Origin of the sequence: Acinetobacter sp. YZS-X1-1 (assembly GCF_000804305.1) — a bacterium.
GTDB lineage: Bacteria > Pseudomonadota > Gammaproteobacteria > Pseudomonadales > Moraxellaceae > Acinetobacter > Acinetobacter variabilis.
The window spans coordinates 24481-43599 of sequence record NZ_JWHB01000008.1; the positions used below are offsets into that span (position 1 = coordinate 24481).

Here is a 19119-nt window from a genome sequence, read left to right on the forward strand (position 1 = left end):
ACAAGAAATTAAAAAAACTGGTGCATCTAGACGCATCAAGCGTATTTGCGTTATACAATATCCGCTTCAGCAAGTTCTTTTTTGATCGGATTTTAATTTATGTCTCACACTATCACGCTATATGTTGATGGCGCCTGTCGCGGCAACCCGGGTTTAGGCGGTTGGGGTGCGTACATAATTACCGAACAGCAGGAACACAAAATTTGCGGTGGCGAAGATCATACCACCAATAATCGCATGGAGCTGACCGCAGCGATCGAAGGCATCCAGTTCTGTCCAAAAGATGCCAAGCTGGTCATTTATACCGATTCCAATTATGTCAAACAAGGCATTACCGAATGGATTCATGGCTGGAAAAAGAAAAACTGGAAAGACGTTAAAAATCCGGATCTATGGCAAAAACTGGATGCCATTTGCCAAGGTCGGGATATTGAATGGCACTGGGTAAAAGGCCATGCCGGACATCCTGGCAATGAAATGGCCGATCAACTGGCTAATCAGGGCGCAGATGAAACCTTGAAAAAATCCAAATCAGTTACTGCAATCACTGAAAATAAAAAAAAATCTGAACCTGACTGGCTTCTAGACGACCCTTTCGGGCTGGATCTTGTCGATAGTGAAGAAGAACTCGAAGAGAGCATGGAAATGGCCGAAGAAAAAATGGAACGGACTGAAAATTTAGAAACAATTGAAAATACCGATGAGTCTGCTTCAGTCACTTCAGATTCAACCGAACTACATCCGCAAATTGTGATTACACCGCCGACCTTAGAGCTGCATGGCCCCCGTCAATTGATTCTGGATACGGAAACCACCGGTTTCTATTATCAGGATGGTGACCGGATCATTGAGGTGGGTGCGATCGAAATGATTAACCGGAAACTTACCGGCAGCTCAATCCATATTTATATCAATCCTAAAAAACCGGTTGGTGATTCGGTGAATGTCCACGGTATTACCGACGAGTTCCTGCAAGACAAGCCGCTGTTTGAAGAAATCTCACAGGTACTGTTTGACTATCTGCAAGGTGCCGAAATTATTGCGCATAACGCGACCTTCGATATGAACTTCCTGGATATGGAATTCAAGCGTGCAGGCTTTGTCGCACTTTCTGAAGTTTGTGAAGTAACCGATACTCTGGCAATGGCCAAATCCAAGCATCCTGGACAGAAAAACTCTCTAGATGCCCTCGTGCGTCGTTATGAAATTCCACAACGTGACCGTACCTTCCACGGTGCCTTGCTCGATGCGGAAATTCTGTCCGATGTTTATCTGGCCATGACCGGTGGACAGGTCTCTTTTGATATGGATGCCCTGTCACATACCGAAGAACAAGGTGGCAGTTCAAGCACTGTGAAAATCGAAATTGAATTGCCTGTGATTCCTCCATCAGATGAAGAACTTGCCGAACATGAGAAATGGGTCAAACAATTTGAAGAAAAGCATGGAACGCCTTGCCTTTTTGCAAAATAAAATCTAAATTTCAAGCAGTAATTTCGCTTTTAAAATACAGTTCTTCAGTTATAGTAATTCCAAAGAGGCCCCGTCCGATAAAGCGGGGCTCATATATAGAAAATACTCAAGGAAAGGTGCAGATCCATGTCTTACCAAACCTCTATACATTTTGATCCAACAGCTTTACTGATAATAAAAAATGAGGTTGATAACTCGATCAAGTTAGTCGAATCAGCAGTAAGCACCTTGGTAGAAGATCAAACTTTACCTTTTGGCATTGACGATGCATTAAATCAGTTCGAACAATGTGCACAGGTACTGGCACTGATTGATATGCCGAATCTGGCACAAATTGCTCAATATTCAGCAGAACTGATGCGCAAGATTATGGGGAATCCGGCGCAGGTCAACACTCAGGATGTGATCGCATTGAGTGAAGGCACCACCATGCTGAAACGCTATATCGAATTTATCTGCTTGCGTGAAGTGAAAATTCCGCAGTTCCTGCTCGATACCCTGAACCGTCTGGAACTTGCGCTTGGTAAACCATTGACGACCGAAGGTCAGCATATTGAACCTTTGCTTGATCTGATTACTCCAGACTTCCAGTTACCCCAAGTACCAGGTCTGGAAAAATCCAAATATGTGCAACACCTGTATAAGCTGTCTCTTAACAAACTGCTAAAACAGGAAGAAAGCGAGATGGATCTGCAAGCGATCAAACTGGTCGGTACTTATCTGGCAGGTCTTTCAGCAAATCATCCAAGCAAGCAATACTGGCATCTGGTGCATGTTGCTTTTGATAATATTGATCACCTGCTCATCAATGAACCACGTTTACGTACTTTAATCAGTATTGAACGCAACATGGCACAGTACTTTAGTTCAGCCGACAGCTTCAAAGCCTCTCTGTCTGATCTGGCAAATGTATTGAGCTTATGTATCAGTCAGGAAGATGCAACTGCACAGCAAATCCGTAGCCAGCTGAATATTGGTGATGATCTACTGACAGATATGCAACTTCAAGTATTTAGCCGTCACCTATATGGTCCGGACTTTGAAACCATGCATACTATTAGCGAGCTGGTGACTGCGGAAATGACCCAGATCCGCAATGATATCGAATACAACTATCAGCACATGACACCTGAAAAAACGCAGGAACTCCAGACTCAGCTGAATAGCTTGGCCAATATCTTCAAGGTTCTGAACCTGAACGAAGCCTATCATGATTTAAACCGTCAGGCAGCTTCACTCAGCCAGGCAGATATTCTGAAAGATGAGTCTTTTGCCCAGCAGTTGATGAATGTGATTCTATCCGCGATGAACTCGATTGGTGTATTGGAACGTCACCATACTTCGAGCCGTCTGCAGCTACGTGTGAATAACATGAATATCTCGCTGGATCGTCTGGACGAAGCACATAACGCTTTGTTGAATGAAACCAAGGCACTGATTGAATTGTCTAGCCAGATTCTGACTGATTATCTGCAGGATCAGGACCTGGCCAAACTTGAACCTGTACCCATCCAGTTCTGCGAAATTGGCGGTGCCATGCTGTTCCTGAATGCTGAACATGTGAAAGCTGCATTCAATACAACTGCCCTGTTTATCAAAAACCGTATTGAACAGTCGGTTGCATTAACACCAGCAGAAATTCATCATGCGCTGGATGCATTGGCTAGTGCCGATATGATGATCGATAACTTAAAGAATAAACAGCCTGTATTACAGTCCATGTTTAAGGTAGCATTAGACAGTAGTGAAAAACTGAAAATCGTTGCCTAATGTCTAAAAAATTATCACTTGCTTATATTTTCCAGCAGCAACAGTTGCTGGTCGACCAACACTTTCAACTGCCTCGAGTTGAAGCTCTGGCAAGTGATTTGCTGCTGAATCCGGGTGATCAGGTGATTGCCCGTGATCTTCTTCCAGATGAGCCAACTCCTGAAGGCCTGCAACTGGTTCCGATCCGTCAATTATTACAGTTCTGGAATGTTCAGCAATTTGAACAGGCCAGCCGTGCTGTGCAACTACTGGAATGGCGCCGGAATCACAAGTTCTGTAGCCACTGTGGCACCCCGACTGAAGCCCATGCTGTTGAATATGCCATGGTTTGCCCAGCTTGCCATTATCGTCAGTATCCAAGGGTGCAACCTTGTGTGATTACTGTGATTACCCGTGGTGAAGATGAAATTTTGCTGGCTAAAAATGCACGTAATACCAAAAGCCAGATGTATGGCCTGATTGCCGGATTTGTCGAAGTTGGGGAAACGCTTGAAGAAGCGGTACGTCGCGAGACGCTGGAAGAAGTCGGCTTGAAAGTGAAAAATATCCAGTATCTGGCTAGTCAGCCCTGGCCCTTCCCGAGTAATCTGATGATTGCCTTCAAAGCAGAATATGCTGGCGGTGAGCTGCAATTGCAGGAAGAAGAAATTAGCGATGCGAAATTTTTCAAGTTTGATCAGTTGCCGGAAATTCCGTTTAAAGGCAGTATTGCCCATGCCATGATCATGCATGTGACTCAAGGTACACCGGTCGCAGATGATACCCGTGAATGGCTCTAAGGTTTTCAACTAAAAAAGCCCGGTTTTTATACCGGGCTTTTTTGTGGGAATTACCAAAATCACAGATCTTCACTTAAAAGCATCTTCTAGTGCCCACATCACACGCGGCTTGGTTTCAAAGAACCGGCTAAACAAACTGGACAATGAACCAATCATTGTAATATGGCCCAGTTTCGGAATCGTAATCAGCTCGCTATGATTGCCATGGTCTTTTAATACCCGATCCAGATCCTGACTGTTAAAATGGCCGACAATATTGTCCCGCTCTGCCATGAACAGATAATGTTTGGTGGAGGTATTTTCCACAAAATAATATGGCATCACCTGCTGATACGGAATCGACTGGTCAAAAGCATCCGCACAGATCGGATCATCTTTATAGTCAAAATGATACGGTCCTGCCAGACCAATAATGGCGCGGATTTGTTCCCGCTCAATCATGGCCTTTTGTGGATGGTATAGCGCTGACATGACATTAAATGCCCCAGCTGAATGTCCCATCAAGACCAGATTTTCCGTAGAAACATTTAACTGGCCTGCATGCTGCTGCAAATGATTCAGCAACAGATGCAGGTCATTAATATAGATCGGGAAAATGTGTTCAGGCGCTAGGTGATAGTTCATCACCACCACATCATAGCCTTCTTTGGCAAAGGCCTCGCCAATGAAATGGTAATCCTTTTTATCACCGTGCAGCCAGGCACCACCATGGACAAAGACAATCAGGGGGCGATGCGCTAAAGGCTGATGACTTAAAAACAGATCAAAACGTTGACGGGCATTTAAGCCATAGGCTAACTGGGTTTCAACACTATAACCCTGTTTTGGGGTTAAACGGTTCAGCGCATAACTGCCAAAATCATAGATCCGGAAATCTTTATAACGTTGCTGGACTTCAAGGATCTGATCTGACAGCTGCGTTTTAAATTGACCGACCTTATGGAACATCGGTTGGTTCAACTGTATCAGGATCAATGGCGACTGGAGTCTGTTCAACACCCGACTGTGCATAAGATGCAGGCGCTGCAAAATTCTGGTTAGTATTATAACCAGAGCGCTGATCCACGTTGTCGATGAGCGTGACAATTTTAGTGATATTCCCCACTTGTTGCAGCACCTGATTCAGGTCATCGATTTCTGCACTATTCAGACGTCCCATCACATACAGCACACCATCTTCAGTATGCACATGCACTTTACTGTCAGATACCACCGGTGCTTTCATAATCAGGCCACGGGTATTCGCCGTCACGGCGGTATCCTGCATGATCGTAGTGTAGCTGCTCTGGTTACCCACAGTGATAAAGTTATGCACCGCTTTGACGTCACTCATGGATTTGACATTATCTTCTGCCAATTGCTTGAGATGCGCATCCGGCACCTGTCCGGTCAACAGGACATTGCCATGGAAGCTTTCAATATTGACCCTTGACTGTTTAAAACGTGAATCTAGTTTATAAAGATTAATTTTTGCAGTACGTACAATAGAAGAATCGATAAATACCTGTCCTAGCGTCCGAGCTCCATTTTCGGTACCTACAGGAGCCGTACCAGTACCGCTAGAAATAAAGCTGGCACAACCCGATAAACTTGCGACACACAGCATTGTTATTGCAATACGCTTAACCACTCAGCAAGACTCCTTAATTTTAATCAGTCTTATTTCAATATAATAATCTGTTTTTTCAAGGCCAGATGTTCTTCATCATACTTGAACTTTCCCATGATGCTGCAAATTTTATCTACCGCATCAGATCTTATTTTATTCAAAGATTAATAAACTCTTGATCAAAAGTAAAAGCATTTTCAAACCAGTGCAGATCATAAGGGTATTGCGAAAAATCATGCTGTATGGTTTTTGCAAAATACCGATTAAAATCAAAACAAATCACATCAAAACGATAGTAATAATGTGCAAACTGTGGATTTTTTTGAATAAAACATACAGCCGTTTGTAGGACTTTTCGTTGCTTGGCAGAGGAAACCGATTCAAAAGCCAATGCATAAGCTGTTTTAGCTCGTGCTTTTACCTCGACAAAGACCAGTTCCTGCTCACGCTGCATGACCAGATCAAGTTCACCATAGCGGCTATGCCAGTTTCTGGCAATGAGCTGAAAGTCTTGTTGCTGCATCAGTTGGGCAGCCTGTTGTTCTGCCCATGCACCTAATTGTTTCTGCATCGTTGACCCTTATAGTGCCTTGAGACCTTTGGCACTCTGCTGAAAACAGGACGGCGTACGTTGTATGCCTTGATCCGATACCCGAATCATTCCAGTACGACCCTGGAATTCAATATTGCGTATTTTTTTATTGTTTAAATAATACTGGGTGATTTGCCAGGCATCCCCACCAAAAGCAATCAAACGCTGATAGGACATATTCACCGGTGCCTGTTGATAAGCCTGCATCACATCAGGCCAGTTAGCAAAATAAAGTGCCGGCACATCGCAGAACTTGATGCCTCGTGGCGGAGCATGCTGTTCATTAATTGCATTCGCGACTGTGTAAATCCGTTTATGTCCTAAACCATGTAAGGATGCCAGCCAGTCCGCATTGCCGAGCAATAGGATCCCCTGCTTGCTCTTCAGAAAAAATGGCGGCTTCTGGATCATTTCCAGTTGCAGCTCACTCTGGCTAAGTAGTGACATTAGCAAGAGTTCATGTTCTGACTCACTGCCCGGTTGACGCAGCACAAACAGTTGCTGAATCCCATCTAGCGCAATCTGCTTCTGTAAGGCAGCTGCATCTTCTTTTTTCGACAGGCTAAATTGCCAAATATTTGGGGCCGTTAGGCCAGTTTCATTCAAACTCAGTGTACGAATCTTGGGTTTAGTCTGCACCAGCTGCTCTACATCCTGACGTGCCAAAGGACCAATCACCATTTGTGTGTTTTTACTGACATGCTGTTTGAGTAGCTGAGAGATTTTTTTCTGGTCTGAATTGACCCATTTCAATGGTACTTTCTGTCCTGACGCCGTATATGCACTGAGAAATCCTTGCTTGATACTCGAAGCAGCTCGCGCCAAGGGGCCGGTTTCAGGTAGAATAATCAGCACTTCCGCTTGTACGCTGCTGACGCAGACCAGTAACCCCAAGCCCAAAATTTTATTTTGAATCTTCCATTTTTTATTATTCGATTTATTCCACATGGAGAAACCTATGAGTGCTCAGTTATTTGTTGTTGCGACTCCAATCGGGCACTTAGATGATATTAGTTATCGTGCAATTAATGTATTGAAATCGGTGAGTCTTATTGCAGCTGAGGATACACGAACTTCTGCACAATTACTTAAACACTTTAATATTCAAACACCTTTGACAGCCTGTCATGAACATAATGAAAGCAACAAGATTGATCAGTTGATTCAACGCCTGCTCAATGGTGAAGATATAGCATTAATCAGTGATGCAGGCACACCACTGATTAGCGATCCAGGATTCAAGTTTGTACGCGCTGCGCAAGAACATAATATTCGAGTGGTTCCTGTGCCGGGTGCATGTGCTGCAATTGCCGCTTTAAGCGCAGTAGGTTTACCGAGTGACCGTTTCAGCTTTGAAGGTTTTTTGCCGTCTAAACAAAGCCAGCGGCTCTTGACTCTGGAAAAACTGAAAGATGAAACCCAGACCTTAATTTTCTATGAAGCACCGCACCGCATTCTGGAATGTGTTAAAGATCTGGCAGCGGTATTCGGTGCAGAACGTCCTGTAGGTTTTGCCCGTGAAATTACCAAGACCTTTGAAACCATCAAGAAAATGACACTGGGTGAACTGGTCGAATTTGTTGCCAATGACCATAATCAGCAAAAAGGTGAAATCGTACTGGTGATTGGCGGTTCTATCGAAGAGAAAGATCTGAATCAGGAAAAACTGGACAAGCTGTTACTGCGTTTATTACAGGACCTGTCTGTCAAAGCAGCTTCACAACTGGCTGCAGATTTGACCGGGATCAAGAAAAAAATTGCCTATCAACGTGCTCTGGAACTGACTTCAGCCAACGATTAACTTTTCTTTATCCATAAAAAACACCACAATCAATGTGGTGTTTTTTTATTCGCTAATATCAAGTGCAATTATTCTCTTGCAACGGATTCATCAGCTGGAACTTCAGTAATACGGCCACCACTTGCCAGAAAAGCTGCAATTTCATCCTCAAGTGCCTGGCGTTTTTTCTGCTTAGCAGTTACAGTCAAAGTTTCAGCTTCTAATACGTCTGTATCATTCACAACTTCTTCGCTACTTGCAGCACCTTTTTCTGCTGCTTTTGCTTCATCGTCGTCGATTACAGGATCTTCTACATCATCATAATCATTTACGTCTGTCATTTTGCTCTCCCCACAAACGGCTTCGCTTTTATCTATTGAACCAAGCTTTAAATTAACTGAAATTTAGCAATCTCTTTGGTCTTCGCCTAGCCCTAATTTTCAAAAAATCGTATCTTTTTTAAACAAAATAGTTACTCTTTATAGATGTTTGTTTAAAAAATTTACATTCGGCCACTAGGTTGAATAACGTGTATCTTTGAGTAAACTTAAACCATTCGCCTGAGCCATAAATGCATCTTTCAGGACTGCCTGTTGCTCTACCTGTTTCAGCCCGAAATTACGTGCCCATACCACTGGGAAAAGCTCAGTAGTTTCCATCCAGCCAATCGCCGACATGCTATGCATCATCGCATCATTCTGGCCTTTACGACGATGCTCATAACGTTTTAAGGTCTGCACATGGGCCCACACTCCACGCGCTTTGTCATGTAGCAACACCTCACAAAGTACAGCAGCATCCAGACAGCCGATATTAACCCCTTGTCCAGCAAGCGGATGAATCACATGCGCAGCGTCACCAATTAATGCTAAGCCATCTTGTACATACTGCTGTGCAGCACGAGCTTTGAGTGGGAATTTAGCTCGCGGTGTCGCTTCCAGCACTTCGCCCAGCATATGATAGCTTTCACGGGTCAATAGTTGAGTGAAGTCAGCATCTGATAATGCTGCATATTCATCGGCATAATCATCAGGTAATGTCCAGACTATGGATTGCCAGTGGCCTTGCTCTTCTTCTTTAAGACCTGCCATTGGCAGATAAGCCAAAGGACCGGTTTCCAGAAAAATCTGACGAGCCACATGCTGATGCGGCTGGGCTGTTCTAATTGCACAGCTGATTCCAGCCTGTTTATAGTCCAGTACATCGATATCGATAAAGGCTTGTTCACGTACAAAGGAGTTCGCGCCATCTGCGCCAATGACCAACTTGGTTTTGAGCTGGGTGCCGTCTGCCAGATGAATGATCCAGACATTTACACCACGTTCCACCCGGCTAACTTTGACCTGTGTGCGGTAATCTTGCACCTCTTCAAGCATCTTTTGCTGTATGGCCAGATTCAGGATACTCGGTTCTACCATCGAGCCTAGCGCCTGCTCTACAGAAGGTGTCCTTTCTGAAGAATGACCAAAGTTAATTTCACCGTAGCCATTTTTATTCCAGACCTGCATTCCAGTATATGGCTGCTGGCGTGCAAGTTTGTCCCACACACCCACGGTTTTTAATAAATGAATGGTCGCCTGACTTAAAGCCAAAACCCGCGGATTGGCTACGCTTAAAGTTTTGTCTGCATCCAGAATAGGCGCAGCATCCAGCACAGTAGCTTGCACACCACCTTGAGCAAGTAATAAAGCGGTCAGGCCACCTACTAGCCCACCACCAACAATGACAACATCTAATACATCAGAACTCGGATTCAGACTCATGCTTTTAACCCCATGGCATAGTTAGCGACCAGTGGCTTGATGCCAGGAATAGTATCAAAAGCAATCAGTCCGGTATTACGGATCAGTTTCAAGAATGTATTCTGATTACTAAAACCACGTACGACTGAATCACAGAACTTGATCACTCTTTGCTGATCATTCAAGCGGGATTTCTCATAGTCCTGTAATACCGCTGCATCACCTAAGTCTGCGCCTTGTGACTGCTGCTCTTTCAGGTAGCGCACCAATACATGCGCATCTCGCATACACAGGTTAAAACCCTGACCCGCTACTGGATGAATCGTATGTGCAGCATTACCCATCAAGACCACGCGGCCCACAGCCTGTTTTTCTGCTAATACTTGGGACAATGGAAAACTGAAGCGCTTGCCTGTTTTCTGGAATTTACCGGCACGATCGCCATAGGTTTCTTGTAAGGCGTTCAGGAAATGCTGGTCATTTTCCTCACCCAGCCATTCTCCTTCCGTTCCTTTCTTCACAGGCCAGACGACAGAACGACGATATTCACCTGGAAGTGGTAATAAGGCTAATGGTCCTAGGTGGCTAAAGCGTTCAAAGCCAACATGATTATGCGGTTTAGAAGTTTGAACGGTAGTGACAATGGCGACCTGATCATAGTCATGCTCTGAAGCCCCAATGCCAAGCGCTTTACGACAGAAAGAATCACGCCCATCAGCAGCAATCACCACTTTGGATTGAAGTCTCAATAAAGCATCACCACGTTGTGCTTCAAGATAAGCAAACTCAGCATCTTGAGTCAGAGAGCTGACCTGAACCCCATCAATCAGTTCAATGAGTGGTTCTTTTTTGACTTGAGTTAATAGCACACGACCTAGCCAGGCATTTTCAATCACTTGGCCAAAGCTTTCGACTTTTTCCTGTTCTGCAATTAAGCGCGCCTTACCAAAACTGCCCTGCTCAGTGATATTCACTTCAAGAATCGGCGTTGCATGTTCCTGCAAGGCATCCCAAAGCCCAAGTTCCTGATAAATCTGTACACTACGACGTGACAAGGCACTGTTACGTGCATCAAAGCTGGAATGATAGGGTGCAAGGTTTACATCATCATAATCTGGATATTTGATCGCTTCCAAAAGTTTGACTGCAATATTGGTTTTGGCCAACATCAGCGCGAGACTCAGGCCGACCATACCACCACCGACAATGATGACTTCTTGTTGCATACTGTAATCCTTTTAATATCGTATCTATATACATAGATACTTATAATCATGATGAATTTTATATTAGCCCAAAAAATTTCTTTTTTATAATAAATTAGGCAGCGGTTTCGAAGCGAAGTCTGCTTGTGGTTAATTTATAGCTAACCTCAACGGCCTACTTAAATTTTTCAAAATACAGAAGTGTCGTCTGCCTGACGAAAAGCAGAAGAATTTTGCACTGATTGTTAGGTTTAAAAGCTTGGCTTGGTATGAAATGATAAGGATGGGATCTGGATATAATTTTTTGAATTAACAATATTTATATTTTTAAATTTATAAAATATTTTTTATTTCAATTATTTAAAGTAAATCCCATTCTAAAAAATCATGCGATACATAGCTTTAGCTCATATCGCATGTTGATGTAAGGCTTAACTCGCTTTCAATGTATAGGCATGGTCATTCAAACTTGCCAATATCTGAACAAATTGAGGAATGGTCTCGGCATTCAAGGTATAAGGATTGAATTCATCTAGATTATGCTCGGCAAAGAATCCAAGAATATCCTGATGGATATTGGCATATTTCATATGCCAGTCTGAGAAGAGTCGATCATTTACATCTTCAAAATACAGAACTTCACAATTTTTATGTCGAGGATCTTTCAAGATTTTTTTATAGAACAGATCTTCAATCTTGTTCCTATCTCCTTCCAGACATTGAACAAAGTAACCATTCCCATAATATAGAGCCCCAAAAATCGCATTACGTGAATTGAAATTCAACGCTTCTGTAAGAATATTGAATAGATCATTCATTGGATCTTCGCAATCATACAACTTACTAACATATAAAAGTCTTGCGTCGCTCATTGTCTACCTCAATATTTTAGATTATGTACATTACTCAATATTTTTCCGTTTAATATATATAACTGATTTTATAAAAATTTTCTATGATTAGATACAATATAATTTATCGAATAGTAAAATAACTTGAAAAATAAAATGAATTTTTATATAAATTCAGCCACTTACTTTTAACACACATTTCCAAAATATTTCTATATTAAAAAGCCTCAAAATATTGCTATTTGAAATCGGCCATCAAGTATCGGTTTTTTTACTTTCTAAATGCTCATGTAATTTGAGCACCACATATCTTTGTCAGAACAGCATCAAGCCAGCAAAAATGTAAATCAGCGATTTGTTCTCGATCAGTAGTGCAACTGCTACAAATACAATAGCAAAGATGAAGGAAAGGATTATATGAGTCTTGCTACTCTACTTAGAAACGACAGTCTAAGTCGAGCTCATACAACTTATAACTTATTAAGTATGTACATTCTCCTACTTCTCTTGTCCTAATATTTTTAAAGGGTAATTATTTTTAATTTCTGAATAATACAGAAAACATGCCTATTTAATAATCAATCTTGTACTCTTTGACTTACAGTCATTCAAGTCCTTTACTACTATTTTAGTTAAATGAATTTTCATATGATGATTTCATCAGGAACAGGAAGTCCCACATAAGAATAACAATAGATAAGCACAAGGACGGTAAGGTACGACAGGAGTTATACCAAGCTAACCAATATGAAAAACCCCGGCAGGATGCCGGGGTTTTTTATTATCTAATGATTAAAAATTTGAAGATAATACTAAGGTTTCTAAACAGAAATCTTAGCAATTACTGCTAAATATATTTTTCATGTATGTATAGAAAATTCCCAAATTTTGGTGTGAAGAAGATAATGTATACGTGGTCTTTGAATTGATTCATAAATGGTTTCTGAAATTTCTTTTATTAAGCTGATTACTTTTACTTTTTATTAAAATTTTGAAACATATTTTAAAGGGGCTAATAAATAATAATAATTAATAAAAAATTCAATTTTCATTTATTTAAAATACTCTAGCAAACAATCGAATTCTCGTAAAATACGGCTACTTTTATATAAAACCAACTGTAATATTTTTTGATTAAATAATTAGTAATATTCACGGTCTTTCATAAGGTATATTTGTTAGACAAACATTGAGTATGGTAGTTTAAATTAAATACTTTAATAAAATAATAACTATGCTTTATTCAGTGCAATTTCTTAGGGGGATTGCTGCCTTAATGGTAGTTATAAGCCATACCTCCTTTAAAGGACAACAATATAATGTTGATACGCTCCAGTGGTATCACATAGGTGGTTCTGGCGTTGATTTATTTTTCATAATCTCTGGCTTTATTATGTGTTATACAACATATAATAAAAAAGTTAATTTTCTAAATTTCATGAGAAACCGATTCATCAGAATTATTCCTCTTTATTGGGTTCTCAGTTTTTTTGCTTTAATTGTATTTGTTATTTCTCCAAATCTTATAAATTCATCCGGTGGTGAAACAGGTATTTTCGAATCCTTCTTCTTAATTCCGAATGGCAGTAAATTTTTAATTAATAATGGATGGACCTTAAGCTATGAATTTTATTATTATTTTATATTTTCATTTTTCCTAATCTTTTTATTAAAAGACTTATATAAATATCTTTCTATCATTCTATATTTTTCAGTTGTTGTGGCTATAGGTTTAATACTCCAACCAAAATCTGAATTTCTGATATTTTTAACCCATAACCTTCTGCTTGAATTCGCTCTAGGCGTTCTGGCATTTATCATTATAAAAAATACTAAGCTTTCACGATTAATGTCTATATTTATGATTCTTGTCGGTGCTTCCCTATTAGCCTATCAAAACTTTTATAAATTGCCTGATTTCATCACCTTAAGATCATTAAAAATTGGGATCCCGATGTTTTTCATTTTTGTTGGATGCGTAGCTTTAGAAGACTTAATCACAGAAACTAACTCACTAATTTTAAGATTCTTTAATCATCTTGGAGATTCATCTTACTCTTTATATTTGATTCATCCTTTTACTTTAAGCCCAGTTGCTATGGTTTTAAACAAACTCAATATATTAAACCCTTACCTATTTAGTTCCATACTTATTACCTCTTCGATCTTGGCAGGTTCTATTACGTATCTAGTTTTAGAAAAAAGATTAATTAAATTAGGCAAAGAACCATTTAATTTCTTTAGGTATTTTTATCCGGTAGATAGAAAAAACTTATAGATATTTTTTGATCACTTTATACGGTTTTTATTGATTTAAAATTTTATCTAGGTTGACCAATTTAAAGACGAAAAACGGAGCCTAAGCTCCGTTTCTGTTAAATGCCTTTATATCTTTTAAATTAACTAATCTATTATAGGCATCAGTTAATTAAAAAAAATATCAATGACTTCAATTAACTTTTAGTCAGTTAACGTACTACTCGAGCTTGAGACTCATGATGTACATCACGTCGACCCAATTTTGTACCCGTATAAAGCAGATACAAGGCAGACAAACCAACCAATACATATATAATTCGAGATAGTGCACTCATTTCACCAAAGATGGCAGCGACTAAATCAAAGTTAAACGCACCAACTAGACCCCAGTTGATGCCACCAATAATCGCTAAAGCATAAGCAATCCAGTCAAGCGTATTTAGTCTCATCATTTTTCTCCTGCTCTTCTTTGAGTTTATTTAAGGAACAGGTCAAGTATGAGAACGAAATCGGGATTAATATGTTGCTTTGATGCTAAAAACTGATTGGCTGTGTTGAATTCCTGTCATCTTATAATTCTCAATTTTAACAAAGTTAATTTTATTTGAATAAGTCGCGATTAACGTAAGTAAAAGTCTTGCATGTTTCTCGATAGTATCTTTGTTCTATCTAGCTATTGGATAACTTATTGCCTAAGGAATTAATCCATTTTTTTCTTAAAATTTTATAAATATTCATTTTAATATCAATAAATTAAAAAATTACTATCATTCACGAATACATTTTTAACTTTCTACTATATAAAAAAGCCGGTGAGATCACCGGCTTTTTTATATCTTTCATTTAAGCAGCATGAGCTTTGGCCATTAAGGCTTCAATATCTTCCACAGTTTTCACCACTTTTGCAGTTAGCACTAGTGGGCCATTTTTGGTAGCAACCACATCATCTTCAATCCGGATTCCGATGCCACGCCATTTCGCATCCACAGTTTCATCATCTGGCGCAATGTAAAGACCTGGCTCAACGGTCACGACCATACCTTCTTCATATGCACGCCATTCACCGTTGGCTTTATATGTACCTACATCATGTACATCCATACCGAGCCAATGCCCAGTACCGTGCATATAGAACTGGCGGAAACTTTCAGTCTGGATAATTTCTTCAAGTTCCCCCTGCATAATCCCCAGATCAAGTAAACCTTGAACCAGAATGCGAACCGCCACATTATGCGGCTCTTTATAAGAATTCCCGATTTGAACAGCATTGATCGCAGCAATCTGTGCATCCAGTACGACATTATATAAAGCTTTTTGTTCCGGGCTGAATTTACCATTTACCGGGAACGTACGGGTAATGTCTGATGCATAAAACTGATATTCACAGGCAGCATCAATCAGAACCAGATCACCATCCTTCAGCTCTTTATCATTTTCCACATAATGCAGAATACAGGCATTTTCACCGCCACCGACAATACTGTTATAGGATGGTACACAGCCATTTTTACCAAAGATATAATTCAATTCAGCTTCTAAAGCATATTCCATCATGCCTGGACGAACTTTCTGCATAGCCAGTGTATGGGCTTCTACAGAAATATCCGATGCAAGCTTCATCAGTTCAATTTCATTTTCATCTTTATGCAGACGCATTTCATCAACGATACGATCCAGCTGCATGATCTGTGCCGGTGCAGAAGTACCACGGCGGCTTTCACCACTGGCTGTTGCAATCCATTTAGCTACACGTGCATCAAATTCGGCATTGTGCCCAATCCGGTAGAAAAGCTTGTCTTTGTTCTGAAGCTTGTTGAGGATTTCCTCATCCAGTAGATCAATCGCATAAGCTTCGTCCGCTTCATAATCATCAACGGCGCCATCCACTCCGGCACGGTAGCCATTCCAGATTTCCATTTCACGATCACGTTCGCGGCAGAACAGACTATAGGTATAGCCTTCTTCTTCCGTATCAAAAGTTTCAATGACTGCAACTGCTTCAGGCTCAGCAAATCCGGTCAGGTAAAAGAAACTGCTGTCCGCACGATATTTATAATCTGCATCACGATTACGCAGGGCAACCGGGCTGGTGGCAATAATCGCGATACTACGTAATCCCATTTCCCCTGCGAGGATGTCACGACGTTCCTGAAAATCGGCTTGAGTCAGTTTCTTCATTACACCTTACTTCTTATCAATTGCTACTGTTATTTAAAATTTGATTCTGAAAACGGGTCAGATCAATTTACTATCATCTTCATGAGAAGACTCAGCAAAAAATATGCCGGTTTCAGAACCGTTTTTAATTTGTGTTTAAAACCGCTTGAACTTAACTCGGACGTTTCGGCGAGAAAATTTCAACTACAGATTGCGCTTCAGTTGCAGAAGCTGGAGCTGGTGCTTTTTGCGTGAATTTCTGCAATAAAGGTGTTTCCTCAACCTCTACTTTCTTACGACCGACGGACAGGCTTACTGGAATCAGACGAACAAACTCATACAACTCCTGATAACTTTCTTCACCCTCGGCATCGTCATCAGAGTCTTCAAATTCAACTGCTGCAACATCTTGTAAATGTTCAATCAGTTCCATTTCATCATTGCGGATATGACCTGAAGCCAGACCAAAACCAAGCACTACGCCTGCACACCAGTCAGCCAGAGCCTGAACGCGTTCTGCCAAGCTATGCTCATCATCTGGTAGTAATGGCAGATAATCCAGCTCATCTTCAGACAGCGCATGAAAGATGTCTTCTGCCTCACCTGTTAACAATTCTAATGCTTCAGGATTCAGTTCAGGGACATCTAGCGTTTCTAAAATCTGTACCCATTCATCACTTGAAGGTGCCTGAGTGACACAGACAATTCCAGTAAGCAAACCATGCAGTTCGCTTGGGCTAGAAATTTCTTCAATTGAAGAAAAATTGCGGTACCATTCTGACCAACCTGAAATATCGTCTTGCATTCGTTTATCCAATCTCTATACTGCTTTATATATTACCTTTGTTTGCAACACTGTGCGACCTCGATATGTTAGAAGAATTACAGCGTCTACAAGTGCATATTGGCGTTTTAAAAACGCGACTTGCACAACTTGAAAGTGAGAATACCAGTTTACGTGAGAAGCAAGAGGCTTCAAGCGTGCAACATGAAACTCAAATTGAACAAAAAAATAGCTTTATTGCGCAAAAACAACAAGAAATCCAGAACCTCAATCAGCAACTGACAGAATCACGTAATCAGTTTCAGCATTTAAACCAAGATGCTACAGCACTGGCAGATCGTTATAGCCGTCTGGAAAAAAGTTGCACTGATCTAAAGAACCGTTTTCAGGAAATTCTGGCTGAACGCAATGAATTGCGTGTGCTGAAAGAAAAGTTATTGCTGGAACAGCGTCATGCTCAACAAGAAATTCAGCGCCTGAATCAGGAATCTGAACGTCTTACCCAAAAAAATGAAAATGCCAAAGCTAAAGTTGAAGCCATTATTCAACGTCTGGCGATTTTGGGAACAGCCCAAGACCAAAATGCACAGGAAATTCAGCAATTGGCCCATCCTACTGAAGTGACTGAGGAAGCTTCATCATGAGTGAACAAATCGCAATCGACTTAAAGGTATTGGGTCATAGTTTCCGTCTGGCCTCCACTGCGGATCAGCAGGATGAACTACAACGTGCAGCGCAATTACTCAATGAAAAATACGATGAATTTCGCCGTAAAGCCCCTCGTATGGAACCAAGTAAACTGATCATTATGGTGGCACTGGAACTGATGCAGGAAGTATTGACGATGAATAAATCCCTGCAACAATATGCGCACTGCGAACGTTTGTTACAAACTATTTTAGAAGAAGTTGAAGAACTAACTGAATAATCGAGTTTTTTGTTTAAACTTCGGTCGTTCGACTAAACTGTTTACAGTTCACGAACAGCATAGAGTTGCCACATCGGCATTATCGTTTATACTTAGTCTAACTCTGAGATGTTCGCCAGCGGGTCAGATTCCCCTGAGCCGATATTTAAATCTTAGGATTGAGTTCTGCATATTTAGAGTGTATGCCCATCCGGTATGGGAAACCCAGCAAGTATGCGTCTCGTCCACCTTGAACTTTAGGGTTCAAGGGTAATGACATGCAGCGGCATCTTCGGAGTGCTTCTATTTTTCTAAAAATATTTCATTATTTATCTTGTTTTATAAATCTCAAATTTATTACATTTTCCTGGTTTAGCGTCCTGTATCCGTATCTTTTTTCGTCTTTTAAAAAGTTACCTGGATCTAAGTACAGATCGATTAATTCATCATAAATGTTTCATTATTTTTAAAATTCAATCAAAAATTCATACAGATGCCTATAATACTCGCTATGTTGCTACCCTCTATTTAAGTTATGGCATTTTATTAATCTAATGCCCTAAAATCTTGAAGACCATATTTATGACGACGATGAATCTTTCCGAACTTCGCAAACAGCTACGTAAACAGCGCCGTCAACTCTCTCGATTTACCCAAAAACAGACTCAACAACGTATCCTGAATATGATTCGGACTTTGCCAGAATTTCATGCAAGCAAGTCTGTGGGGGTTTATCTGGATGCTTTCGGTGAGGTTCGCACTCAGGCGCTAATTGAATACTGCTTTAAGCATCATAAACGGGTTTATCTCCCAAATATTTGCAATATGAACCAGCGGCTCACGTGGGTAGAAATCAGTCAAAATCATTATCATTCCCAGCGTTTTGCTCATCATCGGTTGGGAATGCGTGAACCCATGGCTACACGGGGGCTGCATGTCTCAAAACTGGATCTTTTGGTTATGCCACTATTAGCTTGTGATCAATATGGTACCCGGATTGGTATGGGAGGTGGCTATTATGATCGTACGCTGGCAACAGCAGCGCGCCGTCCTTTTCGCCTTGGACTGGCGCATGACTTTCAGCGTGTGTCACAACCTTTAGTCCGAGAAGTTTGGGACCAGCCTCTAGATGCCCTGCTTACGCCTACACTTTTACAACGTTTTAAGCGTTAAATGATGTATTTCCAAATACACAAGTACTTTAAAATCAA

General features: G+C 40.8%; 19 protein-coding genes and 1 other RNA gene. 9 read left to right on the forward strand and 11 right to left on the reverse strand.

Annotated elements, in window-relative coordinates; all coding sequences use genetic code 11:
* The first annotated feature begins 99 nt into the window (after positions 1 to 99).
* From dnaQ to nudC, 3 genes are all read left to right on the forward strand, one after another.
* Complete coding sequence (gene dnaQ, locus RJ01_RS06680; protein WP_034170471.1) at positions 100 to 1473, forward strand: DNA polymerase III subunit epsilon; 1374 nt, start codon at positions 100 to 102, stop codon at positions 1471 to 1473.
* 126 nt (positions 1474 to 1599) lie between these two features.
* Positions 1600 to 3243, forward strand: coding sequence for a hypothetical protein (locus RJ01_RS06685; RefSeq protein WP_034170472.1), 1644 nt, complete (start codon positions 1600 to 1602; stop codon positions 3241 to 3243).
* The gene (nudC, locus tag RJ01_RS06690) at positions 3243 to 4022 is read left to right on the forward strand and encodes an NAD(+) diphosphatase (RefSeq protein ID WP_034170473.1); all 780 of its coding nucleotides are present in this window, start codon (positions 3243 to 3245) and stop codon (positions 4020 to 4022) included. The genes RJ01_RS06685 and nudC overlap by 1 nt, the downstream gene beginning before the upstream one ends.
* 69 nt (positions 4023 to 4091) lie before the next feature.
* On the opposite strand, the gene RJ01_RS06695 is transcribed toward nudC, so the two are convergent.
* The 4 genes from RJ01_RS06695 to RJ01_RS06710 all read right to left on the reverse strand — a co-directional run bounded on the left by RJ01_RS06695 (position 4092) and on the right by RJ01_RS06710 (position 7171).
* On the reverse strand, positions 4092 to 4970 hold the full coding sequence (locus tag RJ01_RS06695) for an alpha/beta hydrolase (protein WP_034170474.1): 879 nt from the start codon (positions 4968 to 4970) through the stop codon (positions 4092 to 4094).
* Positions 4960 to 5652, reverse strand: a complete 693-nt coding sequence (locus RJ01_RS06700) for a BON domain-containing protein (protein ID WP_004782863.1) — start codon at positions 5650 to 5652, stop codon at positions 4960 to 4962. The genes RJ01_RS06695 and RJ01_RS06700 overlap by 11 nt, the downstream gene beginning before the upstream one ends.
* Positions 5653 to 5788: 136 nt before the next feature.
* The gene (locus tag RJ01_RS06705) at positions 5789 to 6202 is read right to left on the reverse strand and encodes a YraN family protein (protein WP_034170475.1); all 414 of its coding nucleotides are present in this window, start codon (positions 6200 to 6202) and stop codon (positions 5789 to 5791) included.
* 9 nt (positions 6203 to 6211) lie between these two features.
* A complete protein-coding gene (locus RJ01_RS06710; protein WP_034170476.1) occupies positions 6212 to 7171 on the reverse strand; it encodes a penicillin-binding protein activator in 960 nt (319 codons plus the stop codon).
* Positions 7172 to 7181: 10 nt separating this feature from the next.
* On the opposite strand from RJ01_RS06710, the gene rsmI reads away from it, so the two are divergent.
* Positions 7182 to 8024, forward strand: coding sequence for a 16S rRNA (cytidine(1402)-2'-O)-methyltransferase (rsmI, locus tag RJ01_RS06715; protein ID WP_034170477.1), 843 nt, complete (start codon positions 7182 to 7184; stop codon positions 8022 to 8024).
* 68 nt (positions 8025 to 8092) lie between these two features.
* Here rsmI and RJ01_RS06720 read toward each other — a convergent pair whose 3' ends face one another.
* From RJ01_RS06720 to RJ01_RS06735, 4 genes are all read right to left on the reverse strand, one after another.
* Positions 8093 to 8344 (reverse strand): hypothetical protein, encoded by a 252-nt coding sequence (locus tag RJ01_RS06720; protein WP_004782870.1) that lies wholly within the window; start codon positions 8342 to 8344, stop codon positions 8093 to 8095.
* A 174-nt stretch (positions 8345 to 8518) separates the two neighbouring features.
* Positions 8519 to 9766: an FAD-dependent monooxygenase gene (locus tag RJ01_RS06725; protein WP_005234756.1), complete on the reverse strand. Its 1248-nt coding sequence runs from the start codon at positions 9764 to 9766 to the stop codon at positions 8519 to 8521.
* On the reverse strand, positions 9763 to 10971 hold the full coding sequence (gene ubiH / locus RJ01_RS06730) for a 2-octaprenyl-6-methoxyphenyl hydroxylase (protein ID WP_034170478.1): 1209 nt from the start codon (positions 10969 to 10971) through the stop codon (positions 9763 to 9765). The genes RJ01_RS06725 and ubiH overlap by 4 nt, the downstream gene beginning before the upstream one ends.
* A gap of 410 nt (positions 10972 to 11381) precedes the next feature.
* Positions 11382 to 11822 (reverse strand): BLUF domain-containing protein, encoded by a 441-nt coding sequence (locus RJ01_RS06735; RefSeq protein WP_034170479.1) that lies wholly within the window; start codon positions 11820 to 11822, stop codon positions 11382 to 11384.
* 1213 nt (positions 11823 to 13035) lie between these two features.
* On the opposite strand from RJ01_RS06735, the gene RJ01_RS06740 reads away from it, so the two are divergent.
* Positions 13036 to 14079 carry an acyltransferase gene (locus tag RJ01_RS06740; RefSeq protein ID WP_052209080.1) on the forward strand — a complete coding sequence of 348 codons (1044 nt, stop codon included), beginning with the start codon at positions 13036 to 13038 and terminating at the stop codon, positions 14077 to 14079.
* A gap of 190 nt (positions 14080 to 14269) precedes the next feature.
* Here RJ01_RS06740 and RJ01_RS06745 read toward each other — a convergent pair whose 3' ends face one another.
* The 3 genes from RJ01_RS06745 to RJ01_RS06755 all read right to left on the reverse strand — a co-directional run bounded on the left by RJ01_RS06745 (position 14270) and on the right by RJ01_RS06755 (position 17022).
* Complete coding sequence (locus tag RJ01_RS06745) at positions 14270 to 14509, reverse strand: DUF378 domain-containing protein (protein ID WP_034170480.1); 240 nt, start codon at positions 14507 to 14509, stop codon at positions 14270 to 14272.
* A 394-nt stretch (positions 14510 to 14903) separates the two neighbouring features.
* A complete protein-coding gene (gene pepP / locus RJ01_RS06750) occupies positions 14904 to 16238 on the reverse strand; it encodes a Xaa-Pro aminopeptidase (RefSeq protein WP_034170481.1) in 1335 nt (444 codons plus the stop codon).
* Between the two features lie 151 nt (positions 16239 to 16389).
* A complete protein-coding gene (locus RJ01_RS06755) occupies positions 16390 to 17022 on the reverse strand; it encodes a UPF0149 family protein (RefSeq protein ID WP_034170482.1) in 633 nt (210 codons plus the stop codon).
* Between the two features lie 65 nt (positions 17023 to 17087).
* Here RJ01_RS06755 and RJ01_RS06760 point away from each other — a divergent pair, with 65 nt between their 5' ends.
* The 4 genes from RJ01_RS06760 (at position 17088) to RJ01_RS06770 (ending at position 19081) form a co-directional block, all read left to right on the forward strand.
* Positions 17088 to 17645 carry a hypothetical protein gene (locus tag RJ01_RS06760; protein WP_004782884.1) on the forward strand — a complete coding sequence of 186 codons (558 nt, stop codon included), beginning with the start codon at positions 17088 to 17090 and terminating at the stop codon, positions 17643 to 17645.
* Complete coding sequence (locus RJ01_RS06765; protein ID WP_005234746.1) at positions 17642 to 17929, forward strand: cell division protein ZapA; 288 nt, start codon at positions 17642 to 17644, stop codon at positions 17927 to 17929. The genes RJ01_RS06760 and RJ01_RS06765 overlap by 4 nt, the downstream gene beginning before the upstream one ends.
* Before the next feature lie 97 nt (positions 17930 to 18026).
* Positions 18027 to 18211, forward strand: a non-coding RNA gene (ssrS, locus tag RJ01_RS15790) — 6S RNA.
* 288 nt (positions 18212 to 18499) lie between these two features.
* The gene (locus RJ01_RS06770; protein ID WP_034170526.1) at positions 18500 to 19081 is read left to right on the forward strand and encodes a 5-formyltetrahydrofolate cyclo-ligase; all 582 of its coding nucleotides are present in this window, start codon (positions 18500 to 18502) and stop codon (positions 19079 to 19081) included.
* The last annotated feature ends 38 nt before the right edge of the window (positions 19082 to 19119 follow it).

Excerpts from the sequence above, each read along its gene's own strand:
- ubiH (WP_034170478.1), bottom strand. The coding sequence starts at position 10,971 with ATGCAACAAGAAGTCATCATTGTCGGTGGTGGTATGGTCGGCCTGAGT.
- rsmI (WP_034170477.1), top strand. The coding sequence starts at position 7,182 with ATGAGTGCTCAGTTATTTGTTGTTGCGACTCCAATCGGGCACTTAGAT.
- RJ01_RS06710 (WP_034170476.1), bottom strand. The coding sequence starts at position 7,171 with ATGTGGAATAAATCGAATAATAAAAAATGGAAGATTCAAAATAAAATT.
- nudC (WP_034170473.1), top strand. The coding sequence starts at position 3,243 with ATGTCTAAAAAATTATCACTTGCTTATATTTTCCAGCAGCAACAGTTG.
- pepP (WP_034170481.1), bottom strand. The coding sequence starts at position 16,238 with ATGAAGAAACTGACTCAAGCCGATTTTCAGGAACGTCGTGACATCCTC.
- RJ01_RS06695 (WP_034170474.1), bottom strand. The coding sequence starts at position 4,970 with ATGTTCCATAAGGTCGGTCAATTTAAAACGCAGCTGTCAGATCAGATC.
- RJ01_RS06740 (WP_052209080.1), top strand. The coding sequence starts at position 13,036 with ATGCTTTATTCAGTGCAATTTCTTAGGGGGATTGCTGCCTTAATGGTA.
- dnaQ (WP_034170471.1), top strand. The coding sequence starts at position 100 with ATGTCTCACACTATCACGCTATATGTTGATGGCGCCTGTCGCGGCAAC.
- RJ01_RS06725 (WP_005234756.1), bottom strand. The coding sequence starts at position 9,766 with ATGAGTCTGAATCCGAGTTCTGATGTATTAGATGTTGTCATTGTTGGT.
- RJ01_RS06770 (WP_034170526.1), top strand. The coding sequence starts at position 18,500 with ATGAATCTTTCCGAACTTCGCAAACAGCTACGTAAACAGCGCCGTCAA.
- RJ01_RS06720 (WP_004782870.1), bottom strand. The coding sequence starts at position 8,344 with ATGACAGACGTAAATGATTATGATGATGTAGAAGATCCTGTAATCGAC.
- RJ01_RS06745 (WP_034170480.1), bottom strand. The coding sequence starts at position 14,509 with ATGAGACTAAATACGCTTGACTGGATTGCTTATGCTTTAGCGATTATT.
- RJ01_RS06755 (WP_034170482.1), bottom strand. The coding sequence starts at position 17,022 with ATGCAAGACGATATTTCAGGTTGGTCAGAATGGTACCGCAATTTTTCT.
- RJ01_RS06760 (WP_004782884.1), top strand. The coding sequence starts at position 17,088 with ATGTTAGAAGAATTACAGCGTCTACAAGTGCATATTGGCGTTTTAAAA.
- RJ01_RS06705 (WP_034170475.1), bottom strand. The coding sequence starts at position 6,202 with ATGCAGAAACAATTAGGTGCATGGGCAGAACAACAGGCTGCCCAACTG.
- RJ01_RS06735 (WP_034170479.1), bottom strand. The coding sequence starts at position 11,822 with ATGAGCGACGCAAGACTTTTATATGTTAGTAAGTTGTATGATTGCGAA.
- RJ01_RS06765 (WP_005234746.1), top strand. The coding sequence starts at position 17,642 with ATGAGTGAACAAATCGCAATCGACTTAAAGGTATTGGGTCATAGTTTC.
- RJ01_RS06685 (WP_034170472.1), top strand. The coding sequence starts at position 1,600 with ATGTCTTACCAAACCTCTATACATTTTGATCCAACAGCTTTACTGATA.